Origin of the sequence: Cutibacterium avidum ATCC 25577 (assembly GCF_000227295.1) — a bacterium.
GTDB lineage: Bacteria > Actinomycetota > Actinomycetes > Propionibacteriales > Propionibacteriaceae > Cutibacterium > Cutibacterium avidum.
On sequence record NZ_JH165054.1, the window covers coordinates 557,023 to 571,834 of the forward strand.

General features: G+C 61.5%; 11 protein-coding genes and 2 pseudogenes. 8 read left to right on the forward strand and 5 right to left on the reverse strand.

Going from position 1 to position 14,812, the window contains the following annotated elements:
* Window positions 1-16: 16 nt before the first annotated feature.
* From mptB to HMPREF9153_RS02540, 4 genes are read right to left on the reverse strand one after another with little or no spacing between them, the layout of a single operon-like run.
* Window positions 17-1,606, reverse strand: coding sequence for a polyprenol phosphomannose-dependent alpha 1,6 mannosyltransferase MptB (gene mptB / locus HMPREF9153_RS02525; protein ID WP_004809096.1), 1,590 nt, complete (start codon window positions 1,604-1,606; stop codon window positions 17-19).
* Window positions 1,603-1,911, reverse strand: a complete 309-nt coding sequence (locus HMPREF9153_RS02530; RefSeq protein WP_004809097.1) for a 4Fe-4S binding protein — start codon at window positions 1,909-1,911, stop codon at window positions 1,603-1,605. Before HMPREF9153_RS02530 ends, mptB begins: the two co-directional genes overlap by 4 nt.
* A complete protein-coding gene (locus HMPREF9153_RS02535; RefSeq protein WP_004809098.1) occupies window positions 1,908-2,480 on the reverse strand; it encodes an NADH-quinone oxidoreductase subunit C in 573 nt (190 codons plus the stop codon). The genes HMPREF9153_RS02530 and HMPREF9153_RS02535 overlap by 4 nt, the downstream gene beginning before the upstream one ends.
* Window positions 2,477-2,875 (reverse strand): NADH-quinone oxidoreductase subunit B family protein, encoded by a 399-nt coding sequence (locus tag HMPREF9153_RS02540; RefSeq protein ID WP_004809099.1) that lies wholly within the window; start codon window positions 2,873-2,875, stop codon window positions 2,477-2,479. The genes HMPREF9153_RS02535 and HMPREF9153_RS02540 overlap by 4 nt, the downstream gene beginning before the upstream one ends.
* A 162-nt stretch (window positions 2,876-3,037) precedes the next feature.
* On the opposite strand from HMPREF9153_RS02540, the gene HMPREF9153_RS02545 reads away from it, so the two are divergent.
* The 7 genes and pseudogenes from HMPREF9153_RS02545 (at window position 3,038) to HMPREF9153_RS02585 (ending at window position 13,130) form a co-directional block, all read left to right on the forward strand.
* Window positions 3,038-4,990 carry a 2-oxoacid:acceptor oxidoreductase subunit alpha gene (locus tag HMPREF9153_RS02545; protein ID WP_036910147.1) on the forward strand — a complete coding sequence of 651 codons (1,953 nt, stop codon included), beginning with the start codon at window positions 3,038-3,040 and terminating at the stop codon, window positions 4,988-4,990.
* 1 nt (window position 4,991) lies between these two features.
* Window positions 4,992-6,077 carry a 2-oxoacid:ferredoxin oxidoreductase subunit beta gene (locus HMPREF9153_RS02550; RefSeq protein WP_004809101.1) on the forward strand — a complete coding sequence of 362 codons (1,086 nt, stop codon included), beginning with the start codon at window positions 4,992-4,994 and terminating at the stop codon, window positions 6,075-6,077.
* A gap of 388 nt (window positions 6,078-6,465) precedes the next feature.
* A pseudogene (locus HMPREF9153_RS12565) lies at window positions 6,466-8,605 on the forward strand (PKD domain-containing protein).
* Window positions 8,602-9,165, forward strand: coding sequence for a hypothetical protein (locus HMPREF9153_RS02565; RefSeq protein ID WP_004809104.1), 564 nt, complete (start codon window positions 8,602-8,604; stop codon window positions 9,163-9,165). The pseudogene HMPREF9153_RS12565 and the gene HMPREF9153_RS02565 overlap by 4 nt, the downstream one beginning before the upstream one ends.
* 158 nt (window positions 9,166-9,323) lie before the next feature.
* Window positions 9,324-9,908, forward strand: a complete 585-nt coding sequence (locus HMPREF9153_RS02570) for a hypothetical protein (RefSeq protein WP_004809105.1) — start codon at window positions 9,324-9,326, stop codon at window positions 9,906-9,908.
* Window positions 9,909-9,953: 45 nt separating this feature from the next.
* Window positions 9,954-10,511 carry a hypothetical protein gene (locus HMPREF9153_RS02575; protein ID WP_004809106.1) on the forward strand — a complete coding sequence of 186 codons (558 nt, stop codon included), beginning with the start codon at window positions 9,954-9,956 and terminating at the stop codon, window positions 10,509-10,511.
* A gap of 645 nt (window positions 10,512-11,156) precedes the next feature.
* Entirely contained in the window at window positions 11,157-13,130 is a 1,974-nt protein-coding gene (locus HMPREF9153_RS02585) for a M13 family metallopeptidase (protein WP_004809108.1), read from the forward strand.
* Between the two features lie 161 nt (window positions 13,131-13,291).
* Here the strand turns inward: HMPREF9153_RS02585 and HMPREF9153_RS02590 are convergent, their stop codons facing one another.
* On the reverse strand, window positions 13,292-14,224 hold the full coding sequence (locus tag HMPREF9153_RS02590; RefSeq protein ID WP_002522014.1) for a hypothetical protein: 933 nt from the start codon (window positions 14,222-14,224) through the stop codon (window positions 13,292-13,294).
* A gap of 159 nt (window positions 14,225-14,383) precedes the next feature.
* Here HMPREF9153_RS02590 and HMPREF9153_RS02595 point away from each other — a divergent pair.
* Window positions 14,384-14,812: pseudogene (locus HMPREF9153_RS02595) on the forward strand (hypothetical protein); the annotation flags it as partial.

Below are 14,812 nucleotides of genomic sequence, written 5' to 3' on the forward strand. Positions count from 1 at the left end.
GGCAGCAGAATACCGGTCACGACTGTTCGTGAGCTGTGTGCCGATGCGGAACGTGGACATCCTTGTGCGTCCACCCTTGTCCCAGGCTGCGCTCGTGCCAGACCAGTCGGGCCGCCAGCACCAGGACCAGAGCGACCCCAAGGGACACCGCACTATTGCGCCACGACAGGTTGACGGCGTCGAAGGACAGCAGGATGACGGTGGTCCACACTGCCGGGCGCACGTACCGGGCGGCTTTGTCGATCAAGGGCAGCAACAGCGCTCCCCACAGCACGTACCAGGAGTGCAGGGCGGGCGCGCACAGTGCGACGGCGAGGAATCCCAGGGCAAGGAAGGACAGCGGCTTGCGGGGCAGCAGACGAATCGCCATGACGACGAGGAGCGCGGCTCCCACGAGCACGCCGATCGCCTGGGCGATGGGGATGACGGCAGCCGCGGCCTGGTGAGCCCCGAAGAGCCCGAGAATCATGCGCACCCCCATGCCGACGAGGGTGAATGGCGAAACCGTCAGCACCATGCCCGGGACGTCGACGGCGTGGTACCAGCCGAATCCCAGACCGGATGCCCATGAAATACCCGCGAACACCGCCACCGAGACAGCGAGCGACCACACCGCTCGCCCCAGGGCTGGGAAGAGGTGACGGGGATGCCACGACTCCATGGGATGACGGATGAATGGCAATGCCACGGCCACCATGAGGGCCGGCTGCTTGACGGCCGCCGCCGCCCCGACGAGGACTGCTCCGAGGAGCCACGACCAGCTCGTCATGCATGCCAGCCACAACCCGATGACGACCAGCCCCATCATGAGGGAGTCGTTGTGGGCTCCGCCAATGAAGTCGACGACGAGGATCGGGTTGAGGGTGGAGAACCATGCGGCAAAGTGCGGGTCCCGGCCGACCCTGCGGGCCACCCGAGACATCAGCAGGCCAATGGCGATGACGCCGAGAACGGCTGGGATCCGCATGAACACCGCGGACCAGTATGGGTTGTCACCGGTGAGATGAACGATCAGGTGCTGCACGGCCAGGGCCAACGGGCCATAGGGGGTCTTGGTGTACCGCCATTCCTGGGCCACCTGGTCGGCGAAGGCCCCCGGCAGCAGACCTGGGTACCCCTCATAAGGGCTGATGTCGTTCTCCAGCAGCCACCCCTGCGCAGCGTAGGAGTAGGCGTCGTGACTGAAGATGGGTGGGGCGAGTAGGAAGGGCAGGCCCCATACGCCGAGGACGGCCCACGGGCGCAGCCCGGCGCGGATTCCCGGACGACGCTTGAAGTACCGACGCACATGTTTGGGAAGCGGCTCGGCGCCGAGGTCACGGGGCTCACGGCCGGGACGCAAGCAAAGCCAGGAATCCACCAGCAGACCGACGCCGACAAGGACGAGGAGGGTTCCGACGATGCGCCAGGTCGAGCCACGCAGCCCGGCCTCGTCGAGCCGGGACCACCACGGTGAGTTCAACGGTAGATATGCCGGGGTCAGGGATCCGGCCGTGATGAGAATCGTCCCGACCAGTCCTTCCAGGACTGACCGGGACCGCCAGGCGCGCAGGTAGGCAAACCACTTGAGTTGGATGCGTCGACGCCAGCCAACCGGCTGCTTCACCGGCCACCGTCCGATCCCCACGCGCTGACGAGATCCGTTCGCGTCTCCGAATCCGGTACCCGCTCGTCATTCCATGACAGGGCGTCAAACGGACACGACTCGATGCACATCCCGCAGTACATGCACAATCCCCAGTCGATGGTGAACTCGTCGAGGACGGCGACGGTGCGGGGACGACGGGCGTCCGAGTCGGGAACGGATTCATTGTGGGCGTCGATGGTGATGCACCAGGCCGGGCATGCCCGCGCGCAGATGACGCAGGAGGTGCAGGCGTCAACGTCGAGGTCGATGGCGGAATGCCTCATGCTCGCCTCCCTCGTCCGGCGCTCGATCGTGGACGTCGCCCTGACATGGCCGCGACGACCTCGACGTCAGAAATATCCTCACCGTCCTTGATGCGTTGCCAGGTCTCGGGGTCGGGAACACCGGCAGGTAGAGCACGGCGTCGGCTCGCTGACGTCGAGGTGCCCGGGCCGGCCACGCCGGGCCACGTCGTCTCGGCTCGTTGCGCCAGCACGACCTCCTTGCGCAGCGGCGGCTTGGGCGCGTCGCGGATGAGGAGGGCACGATTGTCAGCTCCCGGGCCGACGAAGGTCACCCCAAAGGACTCGTGGATCTCTCGCTGATACCAGGCAGCTCCTGCCACGACGTCGACGACGGAGTCGAGGCTCCCGCCATCGCGTGGCACACGAGTGGAGACGGTGACGTCGTCGCCGTCATGGTTCTCGCATCGACAGACGACGATGATGTCGGGGTCCTGTCCGCGTTCGCCCGCCCCGTCGATGGCCGTCAGATGGGCCAGCCACGGGTGGGTGGCGATCGCCTCGGCGACGGCGTCATGCCACCTGTCTGCAGGGACATCGATGGTCGTCATGCTGCCTCCCGGGAGGAGGACAGGAAGCCGGTGAGAGCGTCCGGGGCCGGCGGGCAACCCGGGATCCAGTGATCTGCCTCGACACCGATCGCGGGCAGTCCGTCGACGACTGCCGCCGAGTCCCAATAGGGGCCACCGGCGCAAGCACAGGCCCCGAAGGCCACGACGTCGACCGGATGGTCCTCACGCAAGGTTTCAATGGTCGAGCACACCACCGGCGCCAACACCGTCGAAATGGTTCCCGACACCACCGCGACGACCGGCACCCCCGAGGGGGCGTCCTGACAGGTGGGGGCCGCAGTCGGCACTGCCGCCCCGCTCTCGACCCCGCAACAGGCCAGGGCGAGGTCGACGACGTACACGGACTTGTCGGCGAACCAGTCGATGAACTTCACCGGGCCATCGTACCGACGATGTCGTCCAGCCAGATCTGTGCCGTGGGTAGGCGCTCAACCCAGACGATGGCCAAGTTCGACGAGCAGCGGCGCAATGGTAGCGTTGGGAGCCGGTTCCGAAGCATCCGGACGCGCCTCGCGGGTACGACCATTCGCCACCACGTGACACGTCCCCACCGGAGTCCCGCGACGAGAAAAGAGGTCAGAGTGCCTTCCACCGACACGGCACATCACACCACTGACGAGCGAGAGGTCCAGTCCCTCGACCGAGTCGTCATTCGATTCGCCGGCGATTCCGGCGACGGCATGCAGTTGACCGGTGACCGCTTCACCGCTGAGTCCGCCATCCATGGCAATGACGTCTCCACCCTGCCGAACTTCCCTGCCGAGATTCGTGCTCCCCAAGGCACCATCCCCGGCGTCTCGAGCTTCCAGGTGCATTTCGCCAATTACGACATCGCCACCCCAGGCGACCAGCCCGACGTCCTGGTGACCATGAACCCGGCTGCCCTGGCCGCCAACCTCGGCGATCTTCGCCGCGGCGGCCTCATCGTCCTTGATTCCGCCGAGTTCACCGCGAAGAACTTGAAGAAGGTCGGATACGCCGAGGATCCGCGTCACGACGGCACCCTGGAGTCCTACCAGGTCGTCGAGCTGGACCTCACCGGTCTGGCCGTGGCCGCCGTCGAGCCCTTCAGCCTGGGCCGCAAGAACTCCGAACGAGCCAAGAACATGTTCGCCCTGGGGCTGCTGACCTGGCTGTACGGGCGTCCGCTCGGCCCCTCCGAGAAGTTCCTGGCCGGCAAGTTCGCCTCCAAGCCGGAGATTCGCGATGCCAACATCGCCGCCCTCAAGGCCGGGCATGCCTACGGCGAGACCTGCGAGCTGTTCCGGGTCCGCTACGAGGTGGCCCCGGCACCGATGCCCGAGGGCACCTACCGCCAGATCACCGGCAACCTCGCCACCGCCTACGGCCTCATCACCGGTGCCAACCGGGCCGGGTTGCAGCTCTTCCTGGGCTCATACCCCATCACTCCGGCCTCCGACATCCTGCACGAGCTGTCCAAGCGCAAGTCCCACAACGTCGTCACCTTCCAGGCTGAGGACGAGATCGCTGGTGTCAGCTCCGCCATCGGCGCCTCCTTCTCGGGTTCCCTGGGCGTGACGACGACCTCCGGACCTGGTATGAGCCTCAAGTCCGAGGCCATCGGCCTGGCCGTCATGACCGAGCTGCCGCTCGTCGTCGTCGACGTGCAGCGTGCCGGCCCGTCGACCGGAATGCCGACCAAGCCTGAGCAGGCTGACCTGCTGCAGGCGATGTTCGGCCGCAACGGTGAGTCCCCCGTCCCCGTGCTCGCGGCCAAGTCCCCGTCGGACTGCTTCGACACCGCTCTGGAGGCTTGCCGGGTGGCCGTGACCTACCGCACCCCGGTCATCATGCTGTCCGACGGCTACCTCGGCAACGGCGCGGAGCCGTGGAAGGTGCCGGACCTCGACGAGATCCCGCGCATCGACCCGAACTTTGCCACCGAGCCCAACTCCTCCGCTGCCGACGGCTCACCGCGATTCATGCCGTACCACCGCGACTCGGAGACCCTGGCCCGTCCGTGGGCCTTGCCCGGGACCAAGGGTCTGGAGCATCGCATCGGCGGTCTGGAGAAGTCGGCTCGCACCGGCGCCATCTCCTACGACCCGTCCAACCACGAGGACATGGTCACCACCCGAGCCGCCAAGGTGAAGGGCATCGCCAAGACCATTCCGCCGACCGTCGTCGACGATCCGTCCGGTGACGCTGACGTCCTGGTGCTGGGTTGGGGTTCCACCTACGGTCCGATCACCGCTGCGGTGCGTCGAGTCCGTGCTCGTGGCCTGTCCATCGCTCAGGCCCACGTGCGTCACCTCAACCCACTGCCGGAGGACCTGGGCGACCTGCTGCATCGTTACCGCCGAGTGGTCGTCCCCGAGATGAACACCGGCCAGTTCGCGATGTTGTTGCGTTCGAGGTATCTCGTCGACGTCAAGACGATCTCGCGGGTGCGCGGGCTACCGATCTCCCCGGTCGACCTGTGTGAGGAACTGTGCCAGTACTGCAACGGCGAGACCGAGGAGGCCTGAGATGACTGACATCACCACCGAGGATCGTCCCGCCGGACTTGCCGGTGTGCCGCTGGCGATCGAGCCGCTGAAGCGTCGTGACTTCGCCTCCGACCAGGAGGTGCGCTGGTGCCCCGGCTGTGGCGACTACGCGATTCTGTCCACCTTCCAGGGTGTGCTGCCGGATCTGGGCATCGCCAAGGAGAACGCCGTTGTCATCTCGGGTATCGGTTGCTCCTCGCGCTTCCCGTACTACATGAACACCTATGGCATGCACTCCATCCACGGCCGTGCCCCGGCCATCGCGACGGGGGTGGCAGTGTCTCGCCCGGATCTGGCCGTTTTCGTCATCACTGGGGACGGTGACGCTCTGTCCATCGGCGGCAACCACCTCATCCATGCCATGCGCCGCAACGTCAACCTGACGATCCTCATGTTCAACAACCGAATCTATGGACTGACGAAGGGGCAGTACTCCCCCACCTCGGAGGCTGGGAAGGTCACCAAGTCCTCCCCGATGGGTTCGATTGACGCCCCGTTCAACCCGCTGGCCGTGGCCCTGGGTGCCGGGTGCTCCTTCGTGGCTCGAGCCGTCGACTCCGACCGCAAGCACCTCGCCCAGGTACTCACCGCGGCCGCCAAACACCGCGGTACCTCCTTCGTCGAGATGTATCAGAACTGCCCGATCTTCAACGACGGTGCTTTCGACGACTACAAGGGTCCGGAGGCCAGCCAGCACCTCATCCGTCTGGCCGACGGCGAGCCCGTTCTCGTCGGGGCCGATGGTTCTCGCGGCGTGGTGCGCGACCCCGTCAGTGGCGAGTTGACGGTGGCTGACGTCGCCGAGGTGGGTATGGACCACGTGCTCGTCCACGACTCCCACCGTGCTGACCCGTCGCTGGCCTTCGAACTTGCTCACCTGGATGACGGCGTCATCGTCAGCCAGACCCCGGTCGGAATCTTCCGCGACGTCGAGCGCCCCACCTATGACGACCAGGCTCGTGCCCAAGTGAAGCTGGCTTCCGGGGATGCGACCGACCCTGGCTCCCGTAACGCCGCGCTGCAACAGCTGCTACTCGGCAGCGACACCTGGCAGGTTCAAGGCTGAAACTTCCGAGACCAGAAATGTGTCTTGATCCCAAAGCCTCCTGGCGTCGGCACGTGCTGTGTCGTGTGTGTTCCTAGAGCTTGGGGTGTACTGTGTTCGCCGTCAGCCCAATGGATGGGTTGATGCCCAGGTGATGTGGGGAAGTCGGTGGGAATCCGGCTCTGTCCCGCAACCGTGACCACATCCGGTGTGTGGAAGTCGGAGTACCAGATCACCGTGGAGATTGGTTTCTGGTTCCGTCGAGGGTTACGGATCGTCACCGACGCTTGCTACGCCTGTGCTGCCCGCGGCTCCTCTCGGAACGCTCCAAGATTGAGGAGTAGCCATGGCAGTAGGAGCAAGGACGACGTGCAAGCGTGTGGTGGGCCCGGTGGTGGCCGCTGCACTGATGGTAGGCGCAGTGGGGGTGACGGCGGCCCCCGCCCAGGCAGCTCAGACGTCTGGGCCCGCCGATTATGCCTCCCAAGCCCAGCAGGCGGCCGACTACATCGATAGTCACCAGGCCGATCTGACCAAGGGCAAGTTGGGTCCGCAGTTGGATGGGGCTCTGGCGTTGGTGGCGGCTGGCAGGAAGGATTCGCCTACCATCGCCAAGGTCAAGGACACCATCAAGGCTCAGGGGCCGAGTTACTGCACCGCGAAGAATGTGGGTGGGTGTGCGAAGGTGACGATCACTCTGCTGGCTCTTGGTGAGTCGACCACCTATGGCGGAGTTGACTATGCCAAACCGGTGACCAAGGCGTCCCAGTTCGAGGAGTATGCGACGAATCAGGCGTTGGACATGATTGCCCTGGAGCGGTTGGGCAAACCGATCCCCAAGGCGCTGTTGGACAAGGTGACCAAGTATGCGACCACGACTCCCCAGTGGGATGATCCGGACACCGATGGTCTCACGCTCACGGCCCTGTCTCATGTGGAGTCTCCGGACAAGCAGAAGGCTGTCACGAGTCTTGTCAAGCGTCTCGACGCCGACAAGCAGGATGGTGCCTGGGGCTCCAAGGGCAAGGGCCCGAATGTGAACACCACCGCGTGGGTGGCTGCTGGTCTGGACCGGGCTGGAGATGCTGGCCACAAGGCGCAGGCTGTGGCCGGCCAGAAGTGGCTCGTGAAGCAGCAGCAGACCGACGGCTCGTTCACGGGGTCCGTGAAGACTCCCGCAGGGAAGATGATGGCGACGATACAGGCGATACCGGTGTTGCGTGGTCTGCAGTCCTTCGACAACATCGGGACCCATCAGCCCCGTAGGCTGGTGACAATGACCGTCCTGGGCGACTCGTACTCGGCAGGCAACGGAACCCTGAAAGATGGGTATCCAGCCGATGGGTCATATCGCAGCCCCAAGAACTACGGTTCGGTACTCACCGGCATGCTCAACCAGAAAAACACGGACACAACCTACCAACTCGACGTGAAAGCCTGGAGCGGCGCCCAGATCGCCACCGGAGACCACAACATCATCAGCCAGGCCGATACCATGAATCCCCACACCGGCGTGATCCTCATGACCGCCGGAGGCAACGACCTCAACTTCGCTGACGTCGTCGAAAACTGCTTTGCAGAAATAGCATGGTCAGCAAAAAAGTGCAGCGGGACGGTTGACGCAGCACGCAAGAAGACTGATGCCACGATGACGAACACGGTGACATTGCTGTCACATATCCAGCACCGACTGGCGGATCCGGCTCACACCCGTGTCATCCTGATCGGCTACCCCTACCTCATCCCGGCTGCCGAGGACGTTCCTGGCACGGGCATACCGGCGACCCGTGTCCGGGCCCGCCGAGGACGAGTTCCGCGCCCGGCAGGCCGCCACCATCAAGGCCTGGAACACGTCTCATGGCCTCAAAGTGACCTACGCCCCCACCACCAGCCTGTTCAACACCCATGAGCCAGAACCGTCCTTCATTGATCTTGATTTACACAATCCTTATCGCTGGATCAACGAGTTCCATGAGACTGCCGGCGATGAGGGGTGGACCGGGAAGACCTGGTCACTTCCAAGTTGGGATCAGAATAATTGGTATCATCCGAATGTGATTGGCCATGAGCAGATTGCCGGGATGGTGCGTCCCTTGGTCAAACCGCCGAGGATGTATGGCCTGTCTGCCGGTGTCTCGCAGGTGGCGCCGGTGCCTGGGGTGCGGATGCGCGCCGACGTCATCGGGCAAAACCTGGTACGTGCAGGTGAACCCCTCGAATTGGACGCCTCCTCGTCCTACACCTCGATCGGACGCATCCACCGCTGGCAATGGGACCTTGACGGGGACGGCCACTACGAAATCGACAGTGCCACACCTAGGATCACCCGCACCCTAAAGCAGCTGGGAAAGTATCGGGCACACCTACACATCACCGATGGCACGGGCACCAGTGACACCCTCACCTTCCCCATCCACGTCACCCGAGACGGCGACGGCGTGCCCGACAACCAAGACAACTGCCCCACCATCGCCAACCAAGACCAGACCGACACCGACCACAACGGTGTAGGAGACGCCTGCGACCCCCACACCAAGGCACCACGATGACCACCCACAACAACACACCCAAGGACCAGTACCACCGCGCACCCCTCAACGGCCTCATCATCGGCACCATCGTCGGAGCCGTCTGGGCACTCGTGATTTTGGGATTCCTCATAACTCCGCCCCTAGCAAAACAAGACATTAAATCCTTTCCGCCCCAATTCATCATGTCCTTTGTTTTCCCTGTGACGGGGTGGCTCGCCGGACTGTGGGAACAAGCCGCTGTCGACTGCAACGATTCAACGAAGCAAAAGCATAGAGTCAAGGCTACCATCGCTACCATATTCGCCCTCAATGGTGTACTTATGGCTTCCATTGAGCGCTTCTTGTCAACTCTGAGGTTCATTAGCGGCGAAGAAACCATTATATATTACCTCATTCTACTATCGGTGTTCTCCTTGGGAGGATGGACCCTTGGCGCGACAAGAATTACCCTCAGGGAGAATGACAATCACTTTCTTGCCAAGATAATCATAGCCACACTGATCGCACTATACGCATCCTTGGCAGTCTCCTTTTATGTATTCAATATCATAGAGGTGTGTTTTTTCTTTGGGACTTGAATGGTTCATATCATTGCTCTGAAGCGTTAGAAGACGTGACCTGCGGTCATTATCCATCACCGATGACAGTGGAGCTACCCCTAGATAGTCCTCCTATCGCCAAACCACAAATACTAAATTAGGACTTAGACGCCGCCAGCGCCTATAGAAAGGCAACGATGGGCATCCACGACAACACGACCACGAACAAGGATCAGTACCGTCGCGCACCCCTCAACGGCCTCATCATCGGCACCATCGTCGGAGCCGCTTGGGCGATTGAGTTTTTACTACCTTTCTTATTTCCGATGGGCAGGTATTCGCGGAACATCAAAATGGCTTTTATTGCCCTAGCATTACCTGTGCTTGGATGGATAACTGGCTTGTGGGGCAGGACAGCCTACAGTTGCACGACCTCAGTAAAAAAGAAACGTAGAGTCAAGACGACCGGCATCATTATGACAACCACCATCGGGGTACTTATGTCCATCACTTATTACAGTCTTGTTGCGGGCATAGGAATTTTGGAGGTACCAGATCATGCCACTTTCAGTTGCAAAGCTTTTGTTATGTTCCTGGCTCCCTTGATCGTGTTTCCCATTACCGGATGGGGGCTCAGTATTGCTAGAATTAATACTCCAAGTGATCGCCACTCGGTAATCTCAAAAATGAGCGCCTGGGTTGCTCTTGGTCTATATCTTTCTACAGCAGCTTGGTTCGCAATCAGCTTATTTTTAAATACATTATTCTTTTTTGAGTTCTAAATACACTCCCACGACGCGCTACTCGTCTGACGTTAAGGCACCACGATGACCACCCACAAAGACACAACTGAACAGCAGTACCACCGCGCACCTCTCAACGGCCTCATCATCGGCACCACCGTTGGAGCCGCCTGGGATACGGTATTCGTGATGTCCTACGTCAATTCCCAAGAGGCGATCGACCCCAAAGAGTATCCGTCTTTATTTACCATGTCGTTCATTTTCCCTCTGGTTGGGTGGCCCACAGGATTGCGGGAACGGAAGATGTACACGTGCGATAACCCGGAGAAACGGAGGCTCAAAACCAAAATCATAGGTGCTGCCATGGCGACTTTCACTGGCATACTCATGTTCTCGACCGAATTCTTCCTGTTTGCAGATCATATATCTCTTAGCAGTGCAGAAGCAGCAATACACTCACTTTCGTTAGCAGTGTTTCCTTGTGCTGGACTGGCTCTCAGCGATATCGGAATCAGACTCAAGAACAGCGAAGTCCCTTTTATTCTTAGCATGAGCATTGCTTCAGTGGTCACGCTTTTCATAACCGTGGCAGCCTGGGTCTATTTATACTCAGTTATGATGATCTTTTTCTTTGGACTCTGATGGTTTGTACTGTTTGAGTGGCGACATTGGCGAGTGTGGAATTGCTGCCACCCTCCATGCATCCATGTTACGCAACTAGGTCGTCCGTCATCCTTCGTAAATACACGGGGCAACCATGACTATTCACGACAACACGACTAGGGAACAGCACCGCCGCGCGCCCCTCAACGGCCTCGCCATCGGCGCCATCGTTGGAGTGCTCTGGGCGGTTGAGTTTTGACTACCTTTCCTATTTTCGATGGGCGGGTATTCGCGGAACATCAAAATGGCTTTTATTGCCCTGACGTTACCTGTACTTGGGTGGATAACTGGCTTGTGGGGCAGAACAGCCTGCAATAGCACAACTCCGGCGAAAAAGAAACGCAGAGTCAAGACGGCCGGCATCGCCATGGCAACCACCATCTCTGGACCATTGACATCCACCCCACAAGCGCAACTGGTAAGACTCGTTGACAGCGCAAACGCATCACCTACCAATGATGGCAACGCTGCACTGGCAGCTCTCCTTACCGGAACCGACACCTGGCAGGCCCAGGGATGACACCCAGTTGATGTCCTAGTCACGTACGACCAACATCTACAATCGGCGGGCTACATTGAGACGATGGCCGTACCACCGTCGTGAAGCCTTATAGGCTGGGCCCCATGACCGCCACCTTCGAGGACCGTGATCCTTCCGTCCGTCCAGCCGACGACCTCTTCCGCCACGTCAACGGCACCTGGATATCCCAGGCCGTCATCCCCGACGACCGCTCCGGTGACGGCCCATTCTACCAGCTCGACGACGAGTCCCGCGAGGCCGTCCACCGGATCCTCGAGGACCTGTCGTCCGGGAAGGGCGAGGACATCCGCGACAAGGCCACCGCGCACGAGGTGGAGGTCGCCGTCGAGCTCTACCGCCGTTACATGGACGTCGACGTCGTCGAGAAGGCTGGTGCCGAGCCACTGCGTCCCTTCTTCGAGGAAATCGACGGCATATCCAGCGTCGTCGACCTGGTGACCTTCCTCGGCAAGGCCGAACGCCGGGGCATTACGGGACTCTTCGACGTCGCCGACGAGTCCGACCCCGGCGACCCCACCCGCGAGGTGCTGTGGATCGGCCAGGGTGGCATCGGTCTGCCTGACGAGGCCTACTACCGCGACGAGGACAAGGCCGAGATCCGCGACGCCTATGTGCGTCACGTCCAGGCTTCCTTCGAGCTGGCCGGCATTCCTGACGGCGAGCAGGCTGCCCGCACCGTCATGGACTTGGAGACCGAAATCGCTTCCCACCACTGGGATCGAGTGCGCTGCCGCGACCTGCAAGCATCCTACAACCCGACCACCTTCGCCGACCTCGACGAGGCCCACCCAGGTCTGCACCTGGAGGTCTGGCGCAGCAACGCCGACATCCCGATGAAGGTCGTCACGAACCTCATCAACTCCGAGCCGTCTTTCTTCGACGGCGTCGAGACCCTACTCACCGACGAGCGCATCGACCAGTGGCGCACCTGGGCCAAGTGGCAGGTCATTCGCTCCTACTCCGAGGTCCTCAGCTCTGATTTCGTCGAGCGCGACTTCGACTTCTACGACCGCACCCTCAACGGCACTCCGACCCTGCGTCCGCGTTGGAAGCGGGCGGTCGACTTCGTGCAGTCGGCGATGGGGGAAGCCATCGGCAAGATGTACGTAGCCCGCTACTTCCCGCCGGCCTCTAAGCAGCGGATGGACGAGCTTGTCACCAACATCCTGGCCGCCTATCGACAGTCCATCACCCAGCTGGATTGGATGGGTGAGGACACCCGCAAGGAGGCTTTAGAAAAACTCGCGAACTTCCGCACGAAAATCGGCTACCCCGATTCGTGGCGTGACTTCTCCGGTCTGCAAGTTGGCCCGGGCAACCTCGTCGACGCCGTCCAAGAGGTCATCTCCTTCGTCGTCGACCACACCGTCGAGAAGCTCGGCAAGCCGGTTGACCCCGACGAATGGATGATGTTCCCGCAGACGGTCAACGCCTACTATCACCCGTTGCGCAACGAGATCGTCTTCCCGGCGGCGATACTGCAGCCGCCGTTTTTCAACCCGGATGTCGACGACGCCGTCAACTACGGCGGTATCGGCACCGTCATTGGTCACGAGATCGGTCACGGTTTCGACGACCAGGGTTCAACCTGCGATGGGAAGGGTCTGCTGCGTGACTGGTGGACTGCTGACGATCGCGCGGCCTTCGAGGAGCGCACCAAAGGTCTCATCGCCCAGTACAACGAATTGGTCCCCAAGCAGCTCGGCCCCGACGGCCCGCATGTCAACGGCGAGTTGACCATCGGAGAGAACATCGGCGACCTCGGCGGCGCCGGCATCGCCTTCAAGGCCCTTCAGATCTCCTTCGACGGGAACGAGCCCGAACCCGTTGCCAGACTGACCTGGCAGCAGAGGTTCTTCCTGTCCTACGCCTCGATCTGGCGCGGGGTCATCCGAGACGAGGCCGCTCGACGTCGGATCGCCACGGACCCCCACTCGCCCAACGAGTTCCGCTGCAACCAGATCGTCCGCAATATCGACGCCTTCCACGAAGCCTTCGGCGTGAGCGAGGATGACCCGATGTGGCTCGATCCCGAGAAGAGAGTCGCCATCTGGTGATGACGATCCCCCCGAGTTCCACGAACCCGGGGGCATTCTTCATGTCGATGCCACTGCTCACGCAGCAACTCACAGGGCTTATGTGACCTCACCGAGGCAATGGTGCGCGGCAGGCACCCAACGGCCAGCCCGGGCCGAATAGTCGAACGGGAATGCCTTGATCACCACGCCCAGTTCCCTGAGTACCTCAACAGGTACGCCGATTCGATACTGCACTTGTCCTTGACCGGCTTTCCATTGCGAATGAGCGCCGGACCAAGGTCCTTCCTCGGACATGGCGCATCCGCGAGACTGTCGCCGATGCGTTGCAACTGGGAACGAGACAATGTAGAGACGGTATTCGCCGCCGACAAGGCCATCGCGATAGTCGTACTCGGGCCACTGTAGGTCTCGAGATGGCGCAAATACCCGTCCGAGATCGACTCCCACCCCCATTTCTCGGCGTCCTTAGCATTGCTGAATAGGTCGGCACTGGCCAGCGCCTGCATCGCCCACCGAGCCTCCTCGGAAGAAGTCGTCTTGACCTTCCACGGTGTGAGGCACAACCCGTCGTTGGACAGGCCGATCTCCCGCCTCATCGTCGCGATGGGCAGATCCGTCATCACCGTCTTTCTCGTGATGCAGCCCTTCGGCAGGCGGGTACGTTTGTCGACCTCTGATCTCTCCTTGTCGGACAACGCGTTGAGGGTTTTCAGGGATGACGCCGCCATGAGTTGGGTGACGTGGGCCTGCCGACTGTCTCCACCATTCACCAAATACGGGCGCAAAGCCGCGACCAGATGATCATGAGCGTAGCCATCGTCGTCGGGTAGATCGTGACCGTCGATGAGCCGGAGGTACTCATATGTGCTCTTGAGCGTCCCGTTGACTGACGAATTCGCCGGCTCGCGAATGAGGGAGTTGGAGGGGCTGAGGACCGTCCCGAGGTTATCGACAACGGGCGCCTGCGCATCATCAGCGCACGCAGTAGGCAGGAGAAGCAAGATGGCTGCCACCCCCGCCAAGAATCGTTGAAAAGACATACTGCGTACAATATGACACAATCGGCTTACCTCGACGATCACGACAGCGTCACCGGTGAACGAGCTTGTCATGCCGACGTTGACACTGGGCTGACAGCTGTGTCCCGATGTGCCGAGGTCAACAGAAAAATCGACACCCCGCAGACTGTGACCCGTTGAGGAGTTATCCTGCGGTCAGCTGCGGCCACGGCAAAACCGCGCGACACGATATTCGGTATCAGGGAAGATCACGTCATGCCAGCAACCGCCACCTATGCGACCCTGGAACTATCCCACCGGTGCTGTGACCTCGCGCTCGCCCGAACCCCGTTTCGTCGCGCCCGTCAACCAATCCTTGCAGTGGTGTTCTTCCTCATCGTCCTCGCATTGTGGCAGTCGATGCCCACCATGCTAGCTGCCATCACCTCCTCCCCAGAACCGTTCACCGTCTGGCCCCTCGTCTTCCACGACATCAATCTGTATTACGGCGCTCCAGCAACCACAGGTTGTTTCCTCGCTCTGATCGTGGTGAGTCTCCTGCCGGTCATGGTCTTGCCGACATCACCGTTAGACATACGGCACCGCTTCGTTATGCTTCCCGTCGTCGGCCTCAATGCGTCCTTCTTCAATACGGCGCCCCAGTTCAGGGCTCTCTTCCGCAGCCGGTACACCGGCTCTTCA